The following is a 19,491-nucleotide window of genomic DNA, read 5'->3' on the forward strand; positions in this document are numbered from 1 at the left end:
AAAGTTTAAAAACGGGTGGGAGAGCGATGATAAACGGAAAAAAAATCTTGTTGTGTGTTAGTGGTGGCATTGCGGTTTTCAAAGCGGCTGCATTAACCAGCAAGTTAACACAAGCGGGTGCAGAAGTTAAAGTGATGATGAGTGATTCAGCACGGGAATTTGTAACACCATTGACGTTTCAAGCACTTTCACGAAATGATGTATTTTTCAATACTTTTGATGAGAAAAATTCCAAAGTTATTGCACATATTGATTTAGCTGACTGGGCAGATTTAGTCATCGTTGCTCCAGCTACGGCTAATGTAATTAGTAAACTAGCCGTTGGCATTGCAGATAATATGATCACAACAACGTTATTGGCAACAAAAGCTCCAATCTGGGTTGCTCCTGCTATGAATGTAAACATGTATGACAATCCTGCAGTGGAACGAAATATTCAAACACTTGCTGATGACGGCTATCAATTTATCGAACCTAGTGATGGTTATTTAGCTTGCGGATATGTGGGAAAAGGCAGATTAGAAGAACCAGAGAAAATTGTTACTCTCATACATACCTTTTTTTCCTGCAGAGACCGAGTGTTACCGTTAGATGGAGTGAACATTCTTATTACAGCGGGCCCTACCAGAGAGCCAGTTGATCCTGTTCGTTATTTTTCCAATCATTCGAGCGGGAAAATGGGTTATGCAATTGCAGAAGAAGCATCGCTATTAGGTGCGAAGGTAACCCTTATTTCGGGTCCAACGAACCTACAACCACCTCAAACGGTACAGACAATCTTTGTAGAATCTGCTCAGCAAATGTATGATGAAGTGATGACTCATTATCCAGCTACAAATGTTGTAATTAAATCGGCTGCTGTCGCGGATTATCGACCAAAAAAGGTTTCAGCAACAAAAATGAAAAAACACGTTGATACATTAAATATAGAAATGGAAAGAACAACTGATATTTTAAAAGAGCTTGGACAAAACAAAACGCATCAATTGCTAGTTGGATTCGCAGCGGAAACAAATTCAGTTGAAGAATATGCGCTAAAAAAACTAAAAGCAAAAAATTTGGATTTAATCGTTGCTAACAATGTAACCACAGAGGGTGCAGGTTTTGGAACAGATACGAATATCGTGACAATATACGATCGGAATGAAGGGAAAGTAGAATTACCTTTGATGTCCAAGAGAGAAGTGGCAAGAAAGCTACTAGATCGTATAACCCACCTACTAAAAGGAGTCAACCTGAAATGAAGTTTGCCAGTGTCATTGTCGATGTTCCTGTTATGCAGACAGATCGAGCTTTTGACTATAAAATTCCAGATCAGTGGCAAGAGCTCATCAAACCTGGCATGCGTGTAATCGTTCCATTTGGATCAAGAAAAGTACAAGGCTTTGTTACTCACTTGAAAAACGAGTCAGAGTTTAAAAAGCTAAAATCAATTTCTGAACTGTTAGATTTAACTCCCTGTTTAACTAGTGAACTTTTGAACCTAGGGAATTGGTTAACCGAAAAAACACTTTGTTTTAAAATTTCAGCTTTTCAAGCAATGCTTCCTGCAGCAATGAAGGCGAAATATGAAAAAGAAATCTCAATACCTTATGGGCATAACCGAGAAATGTTAAACGAATCAATTCAACCTTTTTTTAAGAAATCAACTGCGATTGACTGGAAAGACCTAGAGGACAAATTACCTTTACGTGATATACAAAAAGAGATTGAAAGAGGTCATCTAGAGGTTATTTATAAAGTAAAGCAAAAAGGAAATAAAAAAACAGTGAAAATGATTTCATCAAATTTATCAAAGCTTGAGTTAAGGGAGATTGTCGACAGCTTACCATCACAGGCAATGAAACAAAAAGAGATTCTTTCCTATTTTTATGAAACCAAAAACGTTGAAAGCGTCTCCATGCAGGATTTACTCACAGTATTAAATTGCTCAGATGCCTCGGTTCGTACGTTGGTAAAGAAAGGTTATCTTGCTGAAACGACGAAGGAAGTTTACCGAGATCCGTATGAAGATCGGCAATTTAAAAAATCTTTACCCCTTGTGTTAACTACTGAACAAACAACTGTTATTGCACCGATCCTAAAAAACATAGAGAACAACTCACATGAGGTTTTTTTGATGTATGGTGTAACAGGTAGTGGGAAAACCGAAGTGTATATGCAGGCAGTTGAAGCTGTCGTTAGGAAAGGGAAAGAAGCAATTGTACTAGTACCTGAAATTTCTTTAACACCGCAAATGGTGAATCGATTTAAAGGAAGATTCGGCTCACAAGTTGCTGTATTACATAGTGGACTCTCAACTGGAGAGAAATATGACGAATGGCGAAAAATTCAACGTAAAGAAGTGAAGATGGTCGTTGGCGCACGCTCAGCTATTTTTGCTCCATTTGAAAATATTGGAATGATTATTATTGATGAAGAACATGAATCAAGCTACAAACAGGAAGAAAACCCACGCTACCATGCAAGAGATGTCGCGATATACCGCGCAAAAAAACATGGGTGTCCTGTTGTTTTAGGGAGTGCGACCCCTACTTTAGAGTCTTTTGCTAGAGCCCAAAAAGGTGTGTACCATCTATTACCCTTAACTGAGCGAGTGAATAATCGTTCGATGCCAACGGTCGAAATTGTTGATATGAGGGAAGAACTTAGAAGTGGTAATCGTACGATGTTTTCAACACTGCTACTAGAGCAACTTGATAAACGCATCCAAAAAGGGGAACAATCTGTGCTGTTTCTTAATCGTCGCGGGTATTCTTCTTTTGTAATGTGCCGTGACTGTGGATATGTAATTGGCTGTCCACATTGTGATATCTCTCTGACTTACCATCGCCATGGTCAAAAATTAAAATGTCATTATTGTGGACATGAAGAACAGATGCCGAATCAATGCCCAGAGTGTCAAAGTGAACATATCCGTTTTTTTGGAACAGGTACTCAGCGCGTTGAGGAAGAGCTTGTTAAGGTCTTACCACAAGCAAGAATTATTAGGATGGATGTCGATACAACTGGTAGAAAGGGAGCCCATGAAAAGCTGCTTACTCAATTTGGTAACAAAGAAGCAGATATTTTACTGGGTACTCAAATGATTGCAAAAGGACTGGATTTTCCTGATGTGACATTAGTGGGCGTGTTAACTGCTGATACGATGCTACATCTTCCAGATTTTCGTGCTTCTGAAAAAACATTTCAACTCTTAACCCAAGTAAGTGGGCGAGCGGGTCGGCATGAATTACCTGGTGAAGTCATTGTCCAAACATATACACCAGAGCATTATAGTGTGAAGCTTGCTAGTCATCATAACTATGACATCTTTTATGAAACAGAAATGATATTAAGAAAACAACACGCCTATCCACCTTTTTATTACATCGCGCTTATCACCGTTTCACATCCCGAAGTAACAAAGGTTGCAGCGGTTACAGAGAAAATTGTCCACCATTTACGAAGGCAGCTCTCATCTGAAACGAGAATTCTTGGCCCAGTAGCCTCACCGATTCCAAGGATCAAAGATAGATATCGCTATCAATGCATGGTAAAATACAAGCGAGAAAATAACCTGAACGACATTTTGAAAAAAGTATTGGAACATTATCAACAGCAAATACATCAGGACGATCTATCCATTTCGATTGATTTAAGTCCAAGTACAATGATGTAGAAGAATAAAAGCAAACAACAATTAAGCTTGGAGGAAATCTTTTTGTCAGTTAAACCGATTGTTACACACCCAGCAGAAGTACTTGAGCAACCATGTGAAAAGGTAACCGTTTTTGATCGGAAGTTATCAAAGCTTTTGAACGACATGTATGATACGATGTTAGAGGCGGATGGGGTCGGTCTAGCAGCCCCTCAAATTGGACTTGCAAAACAAGTTGCGATTGTAGATATAGATGATCATCATGGGACAATTGAACTTATTAACCCTGAAATAATAGTTGAACGCGGAGAACAAGTAGGACCTGAAGGCTGCCTAAGTTTTCCGGGCCTTTTTGGTGAAGTAAAACGTGCGGAATTTGTAAAAGTTAAAACATACAATAGACATGGAAAAAAGATAACCGTTGAAGCAGAGGGGTTTTTAGCACGAGCGATACAGCATGAAATCGACCATTTACACGGTGTTTTATTTACTACAAAAGTAACCCGTTATTATAAAGAAGATGAATTGAAAAAGTTGGAAGGATGACGTTAATGACAAGAGTGGTTTTTATGGGAACGCCTGACTTTTCGGTTCCTGTGTTAAAGCAATTATTAAATGATGGGTACAATGTGGTTGGAGTTGTTACACAGCCAGATCGACCAAAAGGTAGAAAAAAAACACTAACAGCACCACCTGTTAAAGTGGAAGCGGTAAAACATCAAATTCCAGTGTTACAACCTGAAAAAATTAGAAATCAAAAAGATCTAGACAAAGTTCTAGCGCTTCAGCCTGACCTTATCGTTACAGCTGCGTTCGGCCAGATTTTATCGAAGGATCTTTTAGATGCACCAAAGTTCGGTTGTATTAATGTCCATGCATCCCTCCTGCCGGAGCTTAGGGGTGGTGCGCCCATTCACTATTCAATTTTGCAAGGAAAAGAAAAGACAGGGATTACGATTATGTATATGGTAGAAAAGCTTGACGCAGGGGATATTATCACTCAAGTAGAGGTACCGATTGAAGAAAGAGATCATGTTGGAACTCTGCATGAAAAATTAAGCGTTGCAGGTGCAAAGCTTCTTTCTGAAACTCTACCAAATTTGCTTGCGGGCAAAACTAAATCCACTGAGCAAGATGAAGAAAAAGCAACCTTTGCAGCTAATATTAGACGGGAACAAGAAAAAATCAATTGGACGAAGACCGGTGAGGAAATCTACAATCACATTCGTGGACTGCATCCATGGCCTGTTGCGTTTACTACCCTCGAAGGACAAGTTATCAAAGTTTGGTGGGGTGAAAAAATGGAGAGTGAACATCTTGCCTCTCCAGGGACGATTATTGGTATTGACACCGACGGGTTTGTTGTTTCAACTGGAAACAACATTGCGATTAAAATTACAGAGCTTCAGCCATCAGGAAAGAAAAAAATGTCCGGTGAAGAATTCTTAAGAGGAACAGCTTTAGAGGTTGGAAAAAAGCTTGGTGAGGATAACGATGAAAAAGCTAACTAATGTTCGTGATGTCGCACTTGAAACTCTGCTATTAGTAGAGAAAAATCAAGCATATAGTAATCTTTTACTCAATTCAATGATCAAAAAGCATTCTGTAAAAGAGAAAGACATACCATTGCTAACTGAATTAGTTTACGGAACGCTTCAGAGAAAAGAAACACTCGATTATTTTTTAACTCCATTTATAAAAAAAGCAAACAAGCTAGAGGCCTGGGTTCGAGTCCTCTTACGCCTTTCCATTTATCAAATGGTTTATCTTGATCGAGTTCCAGAACGAGCAGTCTTCTTTGAAGCAGTAGAAATTGCTAAAAAAAGAGGGCATAAAGGAATAGCCTCACTTGTAAATGGGATTCTACGTTCTGTTCAACGAGAAGGTATTCCAACCTTTGAACAAATTACTGACCCAGTTGAAAGACTTTCGATTGAAACGAGTCATCCTAAATGGCTAGTTTCAAAATGGGTACAGCAGTTTGGTTTTGAGGATACAAAGAAAATGTGCGAAACGAATCTCACAGCTCCCGCGCAGTCGGCTCGAGTAAATGCCATGAAAAGCAGTGTTCATAACCTAATCGAAGAGTTATCGCAAAGTGGCGTGCAAGTTGAAATAGGTGATCTTGCAGAAGATGCAATCAAAGCGGGTAAGGGGAACCTAGTACAAACAAAAGCATTTACAGAAGGTTTTCTGTCTATTCAAGACGAAAGTTCAATGCTTGTCGCACGAGCTTTGGGTGTTAACGTGGGCGATACCGTTTTAGACGCTTGTGCAGCACCTGGTGGGAAAACAACACATATTGCTGAGCGACTTAACGGAACGGGTGTGGTTCAATCATTAGATTTACATGAGCACAAGATCAACTTAATCCTATCACAAGCAAATCGCTTGCAGCTTCAAAATGTGAAAGCTGAAGCCCTTGATAGTCGTTTAGCTGGAGAACGTTTTGAAAGCGAAAGTTTTGATAAGGTATTAGTAGATGCACCTTGCTCTGGCTTTGGTGTTATTCGAAGAAAACCGGATATTAAGTATTCGAAAAGTCAAGCAGATGTGTTAAAATTAGCCACTTTGCAACTGTCTATCCTAGAATCTGTCTCACCATTGTTGAAAAAGGGTGGAATATTGGTTTATAGTACCTGTACAATTGATCAAGAAGAAAACAGTGATGTAATAGATAAATTTTTAGAAAAACATTCTGAGTTCGAGCTCGATGAATCTGTCATAGAACGTCTGCCTGAACTAGTAAAACCATATGTAAAGCGAGCACAGCTTCAGCTCCTTCCTCACTATTTTGGTACAGACGGCTTTTATATTGCATGTTTACGAAAGAAGGGTTAAAAAATGGAACAAAGTAACACAACAAGAAAAAAACAAGATGTGAAAGTAGATCATAAACCATCCATTTATTCACTTGAACTACACGAGTTAAAAGAATGGTTAGAAAGCAACGGTGAAAAATCATTTAGAGCTGCCCAAGTTTTTGAATGGTTATATGAAAAGAGAGTGACGGATTTTGAAGGTATGTCAAATCTGTCAAAAGAACTTCGTAACCTGTTAACTGAAAACTTTTCAATAACCACATTAAAAACGCTCATTCAACAAACGTCAAAAGATGGAACAATTAAATTTTTATTTGAACTACATGATGGATATTCGATTGAAACGGTTTTAATGCGCCATGAATATGGAAATTCTGTATGTGTAACAACTCAAGTAGGCTGTCGAATTGGTTGCACATTTTGTGCGTCAACTTTAGGTGGATTAAAAAGAAATCTAGAAGCAGGAGAAATCGTTGCTCAAGTCGTAAAAGTACAACAGACACTAGATGAAATGGAAGAGCGTGTTAGTCATGTCGTCATCATGGGAATTGGTGAGCCGTTTGATAACTATGATGAAATGATGTCTTTCTTAAAGATTATTAATCATGACAAAGGCTTAAACATTGGCGCTCGTCACATTACCGTGTCAACAAGTGGAATCATTCCTAAAATTTATCAGTTTGCAGATGAAAAATTACAAATTAATTTTGCTCTTTCACTGCATGCACCAAATTCAGAATTACGTAGCAAGCTAATGCCGATTAATCGAGCTTATAAACTACCAGAATTAATGGAATCCATTAAATACTATGTGAACAAATCGGGTAGACGAGTAAGCTTTGAATACGGATTATTTGGTGGAGAGAATGATCAAGTAGAGCACGCAGAAGAGCTAGCACAATTAATTAAGGGAATCAAATGTCACGTGAATTTAATTCCGGTAAACTATGTCCCAGAAAGAGAATATGTTCGAACACCAAAAGAACAGATTAACTTATTTGAAAAAACATTAAAAAATCATGGTGTCAATGTAACGGTTCGTAGAGAGCAAGGTCATGATATTGATGCAGCATGTGGTCAATTAAGGGCTAAGGAGCGTAAAGAGGAGACGAGGTGACAAAGGTGGAAACTGTTTTTTTTACAGATAGGGGAAAAGTTAGGCAACATAATGAAGACAGTGTTGGTGTTTTTGAAAACAAAGTGGGGGTTCTAGCCATTGTTGCCGATGGAATGGGAGGACACCTTGCTGGTGATGTAGCGAGCAACATGACCATCTCTATTTTTAAGGGATTATGGGAAAAAGTGGAGAAATTAGACAACCCAGATCAAGCAGAGAAATGGTTGATACAACAAATTAATCATGTGAATAGCACCCTTCACAGTCATGCCCTTTCGAATCCAGACTGTCAAGGGATGGGTACGACATTTGTAGGGGCAATTTGTACAGATTCATTTACAACGGTTGGCCACATCGGGGATAGCCGCTGTTATTTATCAAATAGCAGTGGTTTTAAACAAATAACTGAAGACCATTCTCTCGTCAACGAACTTGTACGTTCAGGCCAGATTTCAAAAGAAGATGCTGAACACCATCCAAGAAAAAACGTACTATTACGCGCGCTTGGAACAGAAAAAACTGTCGATATTGACGTAACTTCTATTGGATTAGACGAGACTGATTCTCTCTTGTTATGTTCGGATGGTCTTTCTAATAAATTAACGGAGCAAGAGATGGAAAAAACGTTGAAGGCTGACATGTCTTTAACGGAGATTGCAAGGTCTTTAGTGAATGCTGCAAATGAAAATGGTGGAGAAGATAATATCTCGGTTGTCATTGTTCTACAATCATCAATAGAGCCTAAGATAGGTGACGAACCTTGTTAATAGGAAAAAGAATTAGTGGACGTTATAAAATCCTCAAAGTAATTGGTGGAGGCGGAATGGCTAATGTCTATCTAGCTCGAGATATGATATTAGATCGTGATGTCGCAATGAAAGTGTTACGGCTCGATTTTGCGAATGATGATGAATTTATTAAGCGATTCCGCAGAGAAGCACAATCTGCAACTAGCTTAGCTCACCCTAATGTTGTAAGTATTTATGATGTAGGAGAAGAAGACGGAATTTATTACATCGTCATGGAATATGTCGAAGGTAGAACTCTAAAGCAATACATACAGCAATTTGCTCCTGTACACCCTAGGGAAGCTTTAAATATTATGATTCAAATTGTAACAGCAATCGATCATGCACATGATAATCAAATTGTACACAGAGATATAAAGCCACACAATATTTTGATAGATCCACATGGCAATGTAAAAGTAACCGATTTTGGTATTGCAATCGCACTGAGTGCAACGACAATTACTCAAACAAACTCAGTAATGGGAACGGTTCATTATTTATCACCAGAGCAAGCACGTGGCGGGTTAGCAAATAAGAAATCTGATATTTATTCTCTAGGAATTGTCATGTTCGAATTATTAACAGGGCGATTACCCTTTGACGGAGAATCTGCCATTTCAATTGCATTAAAACACTTGCAATCTGATACGCCTTCACCAAAGCGTTGGAACCCAGATATTTCGCAAAGTGTTGAAAATATAATTTTAAAAGCAACTGCGAAGGATTCGTTTCATCGGTATAATTCGGCAACCGAAATGGAAGAAGATATAAGAACAGCTTTTGATGTAAAGCGACTAAACGAACCTAAGTTTGCAATTCCAGAAGACGATGAAGCAACAAAAGCCATTCCGATTATCACGAACGAAGACATAAACTCTGGGCCAGTTGGTGATACACTTGTAAGGTCTACAAACAAAAATAAAAACGGCCATCAAGAATCATCAGGTCCTATTGATGACAAACAAGCTAAGAAAAAACAGAAAAAGAGCAAGAAAAAGAAAAATAAGTTTGCCATCTTTATTATCACAACGTTTATCTTACTTATTGTTGCAGGTGTAGCAGCATTTTTTATCGTTCCTCCCCTGCTACTTCCAAGTGATATTGAAGTTCCTGATGTTGCTGGCGAAACATCTGATGACGCAGAGGAAATTCTCAAGGAAAATGGCTTTATTATCGATGAGAAGAACGAAATTGCATCAGATGAGGTAGAAGAAGGCAATGTAGTAAGAACAGACCCTAAAGCAGGATCTATGGCTAAAGAGGGCTCTAGCATTGATATTTTTGAAAGTATCGGTAAAGAGAAAGTAGAGTTAGACGATTATGTCGATAAAGACATTGACCGTGTTAGGCAATTACTTGAACGAGATGGCTTTATATATATTGAAGTAGCAACTGCATTTGATGACACGGAACCAGGGACGATACTAGAACAAACCCCAGAAGTAGGTGAAGAGGTCATTCCTTCTGAAGATCGTATAGAATTCCTGGTCAGTGCTGGTCCTAAATTGGAAAAAGTTGAGGATTTAAAAGGGAAAACAGAGGCAGATGTTCAATCTTATGTAAAAGAAAAAGGCTTTACCTTAACTGAGGAAGAAGCGTATTCGAAAGACGTCCCAATCGGACAAGTAATTTCATTTGAACCAAATGCAGGAACTGAAGTTAATCCTAAAGAAACAACACTTGAGGTTCTCTATTCACTGGGACCAGAACCTGCACAGAATAAAACAGTCTCTAAAGTAATTGAAGTACCCTATGAACCAGATGAAGAGGGTCAAGAACAACAAGTAACAATCCAAGTCGCTGACTTTGAGAGAACGTTTTCAGATCCATATGATTCGTTTTCAATTAAAGAAGCAACCACAAGAATCATTGAATTCATTATCGAACCCGAGAAAGAAGCCTATTATCAAATTATCATTGACGATAGAGTCGTTAAGTCTGAGAAAATCCCATATCCTGAATGATAGCAATTAAGGAGGAAATCTATGCCACAAGGGAAAATCGTTAAGGCTCTAAGTGGTTTTTACTACGTACAAGATGCTGCTAGATATATTCAATGCCGAGCTCGTGGTGTTTTCAGATTAAATAAAGTGAATCCACTCGTCGGTGATGAGGTTATTTATCAAGCTGAAAATGACAAAGAAGGATATCTATTAGAAGTACTTGATCGGAAAAATGAACTCGTTCGTCCACCGATTTCAAATGTAGATCAAGCCATCTTGGTTTTTTCAGCCGTCGAACCTGGTTTTAGTCCAACTTTATTGGATCGATTTCTTGTGTTAATCGAAGCGAACGACATAGAACCGATTATTGTCATTAGCAAAATGGATTTAATTAATTCTGAAAAAGTAAAGCTAGAAGTTTTAGACTTCGCGAAAGACTATGAAGCCATTGGTTATAAGGTTTTATTAACTTCTACTGTTGAAACGACCGGAATCGAGGAGTTATCACCCTATTTAGATGGAAGAATCTCAGTTTTTGCAGGACAGTCTGGAGTTGGAAAATCATCGTTGCTAAATGTTTTGCGTCCGGAACTTGAGTTGAAAACCGATCACATTTCATCTCATTTAGGACGTGGAAAACATACGACTAGACATGTTGAGTTAATCCCTGTGGGTTCGGGGTTTGTTGCCGATACTCCTGGTTTTAGTTCTCTTGATTTTACAGACATTGAAGCAGAAGAACTCTCTTACTGCTTTCCGGAAATGAGAGAACGTAGTGGAAATTGTAAGTTCAGAGGCTGTACACATGTCAAAGAACCTAAGTGTGCAGTTAAGGATGCTCTCGAAAAAGGTGAAATAGCTAATTACCGCTACGAGCATTATTTAACGTTCCTAGAAGAAATAAAAGATAGAAAGCCGAGGTACTAGCAATGGTAAAAATTGCACCATCTATTCTTTCAGCTAATTTTGCCAGACTCGAAGATGACATTAAAGACGTTGAGCTAGGCGGAGCAGACTATATCCACGTTGATGTAATGGACGGTCATTTTGTGCCAAATATTACGATAGGTCCACTAATTGTTAACGCAATAAGGCCAGTAACAAAACTTCCATTGGATGTACATCTAATGATTCAAAATCCTGATCAATATATTGAGGATTTTGCTAAAGCCGGTGCTGACCTTATATCTGTTCATGTAGAAGCATGTAATCATCTTCACCGAACGATTCAGCAAATAAAGAAACTCGGGATAAAAACGGGAGTTGTTTTAAATCCACATACTCCTATTGAAATGATTCAGCATGTACTAGAAGATCTTGATCTTGTCCTTCTAATGACTGTGAATCCTGGCTTTGGTGGACAAACATTTATTCCACAAGTTCTACCAAAAATTAAAGCTTTGTCGGAAATTATCAAAGAAAAAAATCTATCCATCGAAATAGAAGTAGATGGGGGAGTAAATAAAGAGACGGCCAAGCTTTGTGTTGAAGCAGGCGCTACAGTTCTTGTGGCGGGATCTGCGATTTATAGTCAAAAAGATCGCCATAAAGCGATTTCTGAAATTAGAGGAAATTAATTCTTATTGAAAATCAAGGTTGGCTCTTAAGTTCTATATTCTCACAGAAAGGGAGTAATAGTGACTTACTGATGAGTCAACTTTTTTTGTAGTCGTGTTCAAGAAAACATAATAGTATTATGTCAACTAGAAGGGAGAAACACATGCAGACCTTGGCTTTAGTCGCTGGAGGACCATTGGAAGAATTACCTGATTTAAATGCTTTCAACAATGAAGAGACAAAATGGATTGGAATCGATAAAGGACTTCTTTATATAATCAATGCAGGCATAGATCCATACCATGCTTTTGGTGATTTTGATTCAATTTCAGATAGTGAAAAAGAAAATTTAAAAAAATTATCTCCCCAGTTGTCAATTTTTTCTGCTGAGAAAGATAAAACGGATACAGAGCTAGCTTTAGACTGGGCCGTGCAACAACAAGAGTATTCAAAAATTATCTTGTTTGGAGCGACCGGTGGAAGAATCGATCATATGTTGGGAAACATTCAATTATTAATAAAATATAAGAATATAAACAAAACAATAGAAGTGATAGATCGTCAAAATCAAATGAGGCTTTATCAACCAGGTACATATGAAATGAAAAAATTGGCAGACAAAAAATATATTTCGTTTCTACCCGTAAGTGAAAAAGTTAAAGGAATTACTCTTAAGGGGTTTAAATATCCTCTAACCTCTTGTCAAATCGAGCTAGGATCCACATTATGTATTAGTAATGAACTCATTCATCAAGCAGGTACTTTTTCGTTTCTTGACGGCATATTATTAGGTATAAGAAGTAAGGATTAAGCCTTCTAAGTAAAACAACACAATCATGCGTCATTATTTTTTAAAAGTTGAATATAATGCTACAGAACTGATTTATTCTTCGTGTCAAGATCAAAGATGAAACTTATATGAGGCACTTTTTAAAAAGTAATTTCAATGAACGATTGGTTGAGGAGGGAAAAGATGAAATTTTATACAATCAAGTTACCGAAGTTCTTGGGTGGAATTATACGAGCAATGCTCGGTTCATTTAAAAAAGACTAAGAAAAAAAGCGCCGGTCAACCGGTGCTTTTTTCTTAGCTCTATTATGTTAGTGATAACTATTCTGTACTATGGAAACGATACAACTAATCAGCTAAGTAGCTTTTAGTTATACACGCTCAACTTTTCCAGATCTTAGAGCGCGAGCAGAAACATATACTCTTTTTGGTTTACCGTTTACTAAGATACGAACCTTTTGAAGGTTTGCTCCCCAAGTACGTTTTGTTGAATTCATCGCGTGGGAACGAGCGTTTCCAGACGAAGTTTTTTTACCAGTCACAGCGCATACACGTGCCATATAATTCCCTCCTAACCAAAAAAAACTACCATATTTACATAGATCAATCATGTCAAATGTCATGAGATACTTTAATAATTTATCATAACCACTTCTATATTGCAACACTTCAGAGCTAAAGCTTTCAAGAATTTCTCCTTGACACACCTAATCATGGTATGATGTATATGTATAATGATGTCTAACTTACAGCTAGTATGGATAATTGCTTTAAAAAAACTCATACTTATAGTAAAATAGCTATAGCCAATGAGAACAATAGCTAAGGGGGAACCAACATGTCCATTGAATTAAAAACAAAGTACGGACAAATTGATATATCCAATGAGGTCATTGCAACGGTTGCAGGGGGAGCAGCAATTGACTGCTATGGTATTGTTGGAATGGCATCTAAAAGTCAACTAAAAGATGGTATAACGGACATTTTACGTAAAGAAAATTTCAGCCGTGGTGTTATTGTTCGTCAAGATGAAGACAATATTAACATTGATATGTACATTATTGTAAGCTATGGAACGAAGATTTCTGAAGTAGCACATAATGTTCAAACAAAAGTTAAATATACGTTGGATCAAACGGTTGGACTTGCAGTAGAATCTGTTAATATTTTCGTGCAAGGTGTTCGTGTTACGAACCCGTAGTAAGGAGGAAAAGGGCTGTGTCAATTACAACTTTAGATGGTAAGCGTTTTGCAGAGATGATATTGCAAGGGGCAAGCCACCTATCGAATAATGCAAAAATAGTCGATGCTTTAAATGTGTTCCCAGTACCGGACGGTGATACTGGAACGAATATGAACTTATCAATGACATCTGGTGCAAAAGAAGTACAAGCAAATAGTTCTGAGCATATCGGTAAAGTAGGGATCGCATTATCAAAAGGCTTACTAATGGGTGCAAGAGGAAACTCTGGAGTCATCTTGTCTCAATTGTTCAGAGGATTCTCAAAAGCAATTGAACAAAAGCAGTCTATTAATAGTGTCGAATTTGCGAATGCCTTGCAATCAGGTGTAGACACGGCTTATAAAGCTGTGATGAAGCCTGTTGAAGGAACGATCCTAACCGTAGCGAAAGATTCTGCGAAGGCAGCGGTTGCGAAAGCAAAAACGGAAACTTCCTTAGTTCATTTAATGGAAGCGATTCTTGAAGAAGCAAAAGCATCTTTGATCCGAACTCCTGATTTACTACCTGTTTTAAAAGAAGTAGGTGTAGTCGACAGTGGTGGTCAAGGGCTAGTTTTTGTATATGAAGGATTTTTAGCCGAGCTTAAGGGTGAAAAAGTAGCTGATATACAATCGTCATTTCCTTCCATGAATGAACTAGTTAATGCAGAACATCACAAAAGTGTTCAGAGTCATATGAATACAGAAGATATTGAATTCGGATATTGTACAGAATTCATGGTCCGATTTGAAGATAAAAACGCATCTTTTGATGAAGAAAACTTCAGACAAGACTTAAGTGAGTTTGGAGATTCATTATTAGTGATAGCTGATGAAGAAGTTGTAAAAGTACATATTCATGCTGAACATCCGGGTGAAGTGCTCTCATACGGTCAGAAATATGGTAGCTTAATTAACATGAAAATAGAAAATATGAGACAGCAGCATACTGACATTGTGGGATCAGCACCAAAAGTAGAAACTAAAGAAAAACAAAAATATGGAATTGTAACGGTTACTATGGGTAAAGGAATTGCTGAGCTTTTTAGAAGTATTGGCGCACATTCCGTCATTGAGGGCGGCCAAACAATGAATCCAAGTACAGAAGACATTGTTCAGGCTATTAAAGATGTAAACGCGGAAAACATCATCATACTTCCGAACAATTCTAATATTGTCATGGCAGCAGAACAGGCAGCTTCAGTTGTGGAAGAAAATGTCTTAGTGATACCAACGAAAACAGTACCACAAGGAATGGCTGCTTTGCTCGCTTTTAATCCAACTGCAACTCCTGAAGTGAATGAACCGGCTATGAAAGCTGCACTGAATTCTGTGAAAACCGGACAAATCACGTATGCTGTTCGTGATACGAATATTGATGGACTTGATATAGCTAAAGATGATTTCATGGGAATTGCGGATGGGAAAATCGTTACGACAGATCAACATCAATTAGAAGCAGCAAAGAAACTTCTAACGGAAATCCTAACTGAAGATGATGAAATTTTAACGATCATTCAAGGGGAAGATTCGAATGACGAGGAAGTACAAAGTATTGTTGCCTTTGTAGAGGAAAACTTTAGTGACATTGAAATTGAAGTTCATGAAGGAAAACAACCGCTTTATTCTTATATTTTCTCAGTGGAATAAAGATGCTATTGTGCAAGTACTTTTATTTTGAATAAAAGCAATTTTATTGTTTAAATAATTATAATTAAACAAAAGAAATAGAAGGGGGATCCCCTTCTATTTCTTTTGTTTGAATAAAGGTTTTTACACAAGGATTCTTCTTCTGTTAAACTGAGACAGGGAGAAAATTGTGATTGATTTAATAAATATAGTGATTAGTGAAAGGGGATTTCATGAAGTATAGAAGTGTTTTTGACATAATCGGTCCAGTTATGATTGGTCCTTCAAGTTCTCATACTGCAGGCGCTGCAAGAATAGGTCGTGTCGCAAGAAGTTTATTCGGCAGACAACCAAAGTGGGCAACAATTTCATTTTATGGTTCTTTTGCTAAAACATACAAAGGCCATGGAACAGATGTTGCAACAGTTGGGGGTTTACTAGATTACGATACATTTGATGAACGAATCAAATCTTCTTTGCAAATTGCAAAAAAACTAGGTATGAAGATTACTTTTATAGAAGAAGATGCCATTACAGATCATCCTAATACTGCACGGTTAATAATTGGAGATGATCAAGGTCAATTAGAGTTAGTTGGGATCTCAATAGGTGGAGGGAAAATTGAAATCACAGAATTGAACGGTTTTGAATTAAAACTATCTGGAAATCACCCAGCGATATTAGTTGTTCACAATGATCGGTATGGTGCTATTGCGGCAGTTGCGAATATCCTCGCTAAACATGCCATTAATATTGGGCATATGGACGTCTCGCGTAAGGAAAAAGGGCAACTGGCATTAATGACGATCGAAGTGGATCAGAATATGGATCAACAGGTTATTGACGAATTGAAAACGTTACCAAATATTTTACAAGTAACCAAGATAGCAGAATAACACTTAATGTATTTTCCTCGCAGAAGCGAAGATAACTGGCGTGAAATGAACGGCCTAATGAAGGAGAGATGAATCTTGTTTCGAAACGTAGCAGAATTGGTTGAACTGGCTGAAAGCAAAGGAAAAAAAATTGCAGACATCATGATTGACCAAGAAGTCGAGGTAACGGGTAGGTCTCGTGAAGAAGTTTTTGAGCAAATGGATAAAAACTTAACTGTAATGGAACAAGCGGTTGAAAGGGGTTTAGCGGGTGTAAGCTCTCACTCAGGATTAACTGGCGGAGATGCAGTATTAATGCAAAAATATATTGAAAAAGGATCTTTTCTATCGGGGAAACCGATACTAGACGCAGTTAGTAAGGCTGTTGCTACAAATGAAGTAAATGCAGCGATGGGCACGATCTGTGCGACTCCAACGGCAGGTTCAGCAGGAGTGGTACCCGGAACTCTATTTGCTGTAAAAGAAACGTTAAACCCTACTCGTAAAGAAATGGTCGAATTTTTATTTACATCAGGTGCTTTTGGTTTTGTTGTGGCCAACAATGCTTCTATTTCTGGTGCAGCAGGTGGATGTCAAGCAGAAGTAGGCTCCGCGTCTGGGATGGCCGCAGCTGCGATTGTTGAACTAGCGGGTGGAACACCTAGTCAGGCTGCTGAAGCAATGGCAATTACCTTGAAAAACATGCTCGGGCTCGTTTGTGATCCTGTTGCTGGTTTGGTTGAAGTACCTTGTGTTAAACGAAATGCAATGGGTGCGGCAAATGCTATGGTGGCAGCAGATATGGCTTTAGCTGGGATAACAAGTCGAATACCGTGTGATGAAGTGATTGATGCAATGTTTAAAATCGGTCAAGCCATGCCAACTGCTTTAAAAGAAACAGCGCAAGGAGGGTTGGCAGCGACTCCAACAGGTCGAGAGCTAGAAGCTAAGATTTTTGGTATATCGCTGGGCAAAAGTGAAGAATAAACTGAAAGAATCCATTTCAACGTTAAAGGGTATTGGGGATGAGACCGAAACGTTACTTAACGATGTAGGCATAGTGACGATTGAAGATTTGCTTGAATATTTTCCTTACCGATATGAAGATTATCAATTGAGGGATCTTGAGAATGTGAAACACGATGAACGAGTAACAGTTGAAGGGAAGATCCATAGTGAACCTTCTCTTACCTATTTTGGAAAAAAACGCTCCAGATTAACAATTCGTGTTCTTATTGGAAGGTACTTAATCACTGCTGTTTGTTTTAACCGGCCCTATTATAAAAGTCGCCTTGTACTCGGTTCAACCGTTACTATTACAGGTAAATGGGACAAGCATAGACAAACAATCACCGTTCAAGAAATAACGTTTGGCCCCCATCAAAAATCTACAGACCTTGAACCCGTATATTCTGTAAAAGGTAAGCTTACGGTCAAAGGAATTAGAAAGTTTATTGCACTCGCGCTAAAAGAGTTTCAAGAGGAAGTAGTCGAAAATATTCCTGAACATCTCCGAATTCAGTACAAGCTTCTACCTAGAAAAGAAGCCTTAAAAACGATGCATCTCCCTCTAGAACCCAATGACTTAAAGCAGGCGAGAAGACGATTTGTCTATGAAGAGTTCCTTTTATTTCAGTTAAAGATGCAAGCGTTAAGAAAAATACAACGCGAACAGTCACATGGAATCTCTCACCAGTTTTCCGATAGCAAACTGGAAGAGTTTGTTTACACTCTCCCGTTTCCACTGACAACTGCCCAAAAACGTGTAGTCAATGAAATTACTGCTGATTTAAAATCTCCCTATCGAATGAACCGTCTATTACAAGGTGATGTTGGATCAGGTAAAACAGTCGTCGCTGCTATTTCATTATATGCAGCGATTCTTTCGGGATATCAAGGCGCCTTAATGGTCCCGACCGAGATACTTGCTGAGCAGCATGCGGAGTCACTTTTTCAACTATTTGCAAATGTGGACGTTAAGATTGCCTTATTGTCAAGCTCTGTTAAAGGTAAAAAACGCCGTCATTTATTAGAGGAGCTTGAAAACCAATCGATTGATATCCTAGTAGGAACACATGCATTAATACAAGATGAAGTAAATTTTAATAAATTAGGGCTAGTAATCACAGATGAACAGCATCGCTTCGGAGTAGGACAAAGAAAAGTATTACGTGAAAAAGGCGAAAACCCTGATGTTTTATTTATGACAGCCACTCCAATTCCACGAACACTTGCGATCACAGCTTTTGGAGAAATGGATGTTTCCATAATTGATGAACTACCAGCGGGAAGAAAAGCAATTGAGACTTACTGGGTAAAACCTAACATGCTCGATCGAATTCTTCACTTTATTGAAAAGGAATTAAAGCAAGGACGTCAAGCTTATGTTATCTGCCCATTAATTGAAGAGTCAGAAAAGCTTGATTATCAAAACGCGATAGATGTTCACAGTACGCTAACATACTTTTATAAAGATCGCTTTTCTGTGGGACTTATGCATGGAAGACTAAGCTCTGATGAAAAAGAACAAGTGATGAGAGAATTTAGTGAAAATCAGCTAGGGCTATTGGTTTCAACGACAGTTGTCGAGGTAGGTGTGAATGTCCCAAATGCTACAGTAATGGTCATTTATGACGCAGAGAGATTTGGACTTTCTCAGCTTCATCAGTTACGAGGACGTGTTGGACGAGGAGATGCGCAATCTTACTGCATCCTACTAGCAGACCCTAAATCGGAAACTGGTAAGGAAAGAATGACAATCATGACGGAAACAAATGATGGATTTGTGTTATCAGAAAGAGATTTAGAACTTCGTGGTCCAGGTGATTTCTTTGGAAAAAAACAAAGTGGCATGCCTGTTTTTAAAGTAGCCGATATGGTTCATGATTATCGTGCCTTAGAAGTTGCCAGAAATGATGCTGCAACACTAATCAATTCTGCTGCTTTTTGGGAAGAGGATATCTATCAAAATTTGAGAGAGTACTTAAGCAATTCAGGAATACTAGACGGGGGAAAATTAGATTAATGACTTGAAGATAGGGTTGCAAAACATTCTTGCAATCTCTTTTCTTAAACTATATACTACTATTAGTACCTAGTCTTAATA

Annotated in this window: 18 protein-coding genes; 17 read left to right on the forward strand and 1 reads right to left on the reverse strand. The window is 38.2% G+C overall.

Going from position 1 to position 19,491, the window contains the following annotated elements; all coding sequences use genetic code 11:
• The first annotated feature begins 26 nt into the window (after positions 1-26).
• The 12 genes from coaBC to spoVM all read left to right on the forward strand — a co-directional run bounded on the left by coaBC (position 27) and on the right by spoVM (position 12,924).
• On the forward strand, positions 27-1,244 hold the full coding sequence (gene coaBC / locus ACFFIX_RS07250; RefSeq protein ID WP_378932062.1) for a bifunctional phosphopantothenoylcysteine decarboxylase/phosphopantothenate--cysteine ligase CoaBC: 1,218 nt from the start codon (positions 27-29) through the stop codon (positions 1,242-1,244).
• On the forward strand, positions 1,241-3,661 hold the full coding sequence (gene priA / locus ACFFIX_RS07255; protein ID WP_378932064.1) for a primosomal protein N': 2,421 nt from the start codon (positions 1,241-1,243) through the stop codon (positions 3,659-3,661). The genes coaBC and priA overlap by 4 nt, the downstream gene beginning before the upstream one ends.
• A gap of 42 nt (positions 3,662-3,703) precedes the next feature.
• Complete coding sequence (gene def, locus ACFFIX_RS07260) at positions 3,704-4,186, forward strand: peptide deformylase (RefSeq protein ID WP_378932066.1); 483 nt, start codon at positions 3,704-3,706, stop codon at positions 4,184-4,186.
• A 5-nt stretch (positions 4,187-4,191) separates the two neighbouring features.
• On the forward strand, positions 4,192-5,151 hold the full coding sequence (fmt, locus tag ACFFIX_RS07265) for a methionyl-tRNA formyltransferase (RefSeq protein ID WP_378932068.1): 960 nt from the start codon (positions 4,192-4,194) through the stop codon (positions 5,149-5,151).
• Positions 5,135-6,481 (forward strand): 16S rRNA (cytosine(967)-C(5))-methyltransferase RsmB, encoded by a 1,347-nt coding sequence (rsmB, locus tag ACFFIX_RS07270; protein ID WP_378932070.1) that lies wholly within the window; start codon positions 5,135-5,137, stop codon positions 6,479-6,481. The genes fmt and rsmB overlap by 17 nt, the downstream gene beginning before the upstream one ends.
• Positions 6,482-6,484: 3 nt before the next feature.
• Positions 6,485-7,579, forward strand: coding sequence for a dual-specificity RNA methyltransferase RlmN (gene rlmN / locus ACFFIX_RS07275; protein ID WP_378932071.1), 1,095 nt, complete (start codon positions 6,485-6,487; stop codon positions 7,577-7,579).
• A gap of 5 nt (positions 7,580-7,584) precedes the next feature.
• Positions 7,585-8,346, forward strand: a complete 762-nt coding sequence (locus tag ACFFIX_RS07280; protein WP_378932424.1) for a Stp1/IreP family PP2C-type Ser/Thr phosphatase — start codon at positions 7,585-7,587, stop codon at positions 8,344-8,346.
• Positions 8,340-10,334, forward strand: a complete 1,995-nt coding sequence (pknB, locus tag ACFFIX_RS07285; protein ID WP_378932073.1) for a Stk1 family PASTA domain-containing Ser/Thr kinase — start codon at positions 8,340-8,342, stop codon at positions 10,332-10,334. Before ACFFIX_RS07280 ends, pknB begins: the two co-directional genes overlap by 7 nt.
• 21 nt (positions 10,335-10,355) lie before the next feature.
• The gene (gene rsgA, locus ACFFIX_RS07290) at positions 10,356-11,240 is read left to right on the forward strand and encodes a ribosome small subunit-dependent GTPase A (protein WP_378932074.1); all 885 of its coding nucleotides are present in this window, start codon (positions 10,356-10,358) and stop codon (positions 11,238-11,240) included.
• Positions 11,241-11,242: 2 nt separating this feature from the next.
• Positions 11,243-11,890 (forward strand): ribulose-phosphate 3-epimerase, encoded by a 648-nt coding sequence (rpe, locus tag ACFFIX_RS07295; protein ID WP_378932076.1) that lies wholly within the window; start codon positions 11,243-11,245, stop codon positions 11,888-11,890.
• 143 nt (positions 11,891-12,033) lie between these two features.
• Entirely contained in the window at positions 12,034-12,681 is a 648-nt protein-coding gene (locus ACFFIX_RS07300) for a thiamine diphosphokinase (RefSeq protein WP_378932077.1), read from the forward strand.
• Between the two features lie 162 nt (positions 12,682-12,843).
• Positions 12,844-12,924: a stage V sporulation protein SpoVM gene (spoVM, locus tag ACFFIX_RS07305; protein ID WP_101565213.1), complete on the forward strand. Its 81-nt coding sequence runs from the start codon at positions 12,844-12,846 to the stop codon at positions 12,922-12,924.
• A gap of 107 nt (positions 12,925-13,031) precedes the next feature.
• Here spoVM and rpmB read toward each other — a convergent pair whose 3' ends face one another.
• Entirely contained in the window at positions 13,032-13,220 is a 189-nt protein-coding gene (gene rpmB / locus ACFFIX_RS07310) for a 50S ribosomal protein L28 (RefSeq protein ID WP_378932078.1), read from the reverse strand.
• Between the two features lie 278 nt (positions 13,221-13,498).
• Between rpmB and ACFFIX_RS07315 the strand changes: the two genes are divergently transcribed.
• From ACFFIX_RS07315 to recG, 5 genes are all read left to right on the forward strand, one after another.
• Positions 13,499-13,861 carry an Asp23/Gls24 family envelope stress response protein gene (locus ACFFIX_RS07315; RefSeq protein WP_378932079.1) on the forward strand — a complete coding sequence of 121 codons (363 nt, stop codon included), beginning with the start codon at positions 13,499-13,501 and terminating at the stop codon, positions 13,859-13,861.
• A 17-nt stretch (positions 13,862-13,878) separates the two neighbouring features.
• The gene (locus tag ACFFIX_RS07320) at positions 13,879-15,531 is read left to right on the forward strand and encodes a fatty acid kinase ATP-binding subunit FakA (protein WP_378932080.1); all 1,653 of its coding nucleotides are present in this window, start codon (positions 13,879-13,881) and stop codon (positions 15,529-15,531) included.
• A gap of 212 nt (positions 15,532-15,743) precedes the next feature.
• Complete coding sequence (gene sdaAB / locus ACFFIX_RS07325) at positions 15,744-16,406, forward strand: L-serine ammonia-lyase, iron-sulfur-dependent subunit beta (protein WP_378932081.1); 663 nt, start codon at positions 15,744-15,746, stop codon at positions 16,404-16,406.
• A 75-nt stretch (positions 16,407-16,481) separates the two neighbouring features.
• Positions 16,482-17,372: an L-serine ammonia-lyase, iron-sulfur-dependent, subunit alpha gene (gene sdaAA, locus ACFFIX_RS07330; RefSeq protein WP_378932082.1), complete on the forward strand. Its 891-nt coding sequence runs from the start codon at positions 16,482-16,484 to the stop codon at positions 17,370-17,372.
• Positions 17,362-19,410 carry an ATP-dependent DNA helicase RecG gene (gene recG, locus ACFFIX_RS07335; RefSeq protein ID WP_378932083.1) on the forward strand — a complete coding sequence of 683 codons (2,049 nt, stop codon included), beginning with the start codon at positions 17,362-17,364 and terminating at the stop codon, positions 19,408-19,410. The genes sdaAA and recG overlap by 11 nt, the downstream gene beginning before the upstream one ends.
• The last annotated feature ends 81 nt before the right edge of the window (positions 19,411-19,491 follow it).

The organism is Metabacillus herbersteinensis (genome assembly GCF_042433335.1).
Lineage (GTDB): Bacteria > Bacillota > Bacilli > Bacillales > Bacillaceae > Metabacillus > Metabacillus herbersteinensis.

Coding starts and splice junctions, on each gene's coding strand:
- rsgA (WP_378932074.1), top strand. CDS start 10,356: ATGCCACAAGGGAAAATCGTTAAGGCTCTAAGTGGTTTTTACTACGTA.
- fmt (WP_378932068.1), top strand. CDS start 4,192: ATGACAAGAGTGGTTTTTATGGGAACGCCTGACTTTTCGGTTCCTGTG.
- spoVM (WP_101565213.1), top strand. CDS start 12,844: ATGAAATTTTATACAATCAAGTTACCGAAGTTCTTGGGTGGAATTATA.
- rpe (WP_378932076.1), top strand. CDS start 11,243: ATGGTAAAAATTGCACCATCTATTCTTTCAGCTAATTTTGCCAGACTC.
- coaBC (WP_378932062.1), top strand. CDS start 27: ATGATAAACGGAAAAAAAATCTTGTTGTGTGTTAGTGGTGGCATTGCG.
- ACFFIX_RS07315 (WP_378932079.1), top strand. CDS start 13,499: ATGTCCATTGAATTAAAAACAAAGTACGGACAAATTGATATATCCAAT.
- sdaAB (WP_378932081.1), top strand. CDS start 15,744: ATGAAGTATAGAAGTGTTTTTGACATAATCGGTCCAGTTATGATTGGT.
- ACFFIX_RS07300 (WP_378932077.1), top strand. CDS start 12,034: ATGCAGACCTTGGCTTTAGTCGCTGGAGGACCATTGGAAGAATTACCT.
- rsmB (WP_378932070.1), top strand. CDS start 5,135: ATGAAAAAGCTAACTAATGTTCGTGATGTCGCACTTGAAACTCTGCTA.
- rpmB (WP_378932078.1), bottom strand. CDS start 13,220: ATGGCACGTGTATGCGCTGTGACTGGTAAAAAAACTTCGTCTGGAAAC.
- rlmN (WP_378932071.1), top strand. CDS start 6,485: ATGGAACAAAGTAACACAACAAGAAAAAAACAAGATGTGAAAGTAGAT.
- priA (WP_378932064.1), top strand. CDS start 1,241: ATGAAGTTTGCCAGTGTCATTGTCGATGTTCCTGTTATGCAGACAGAT.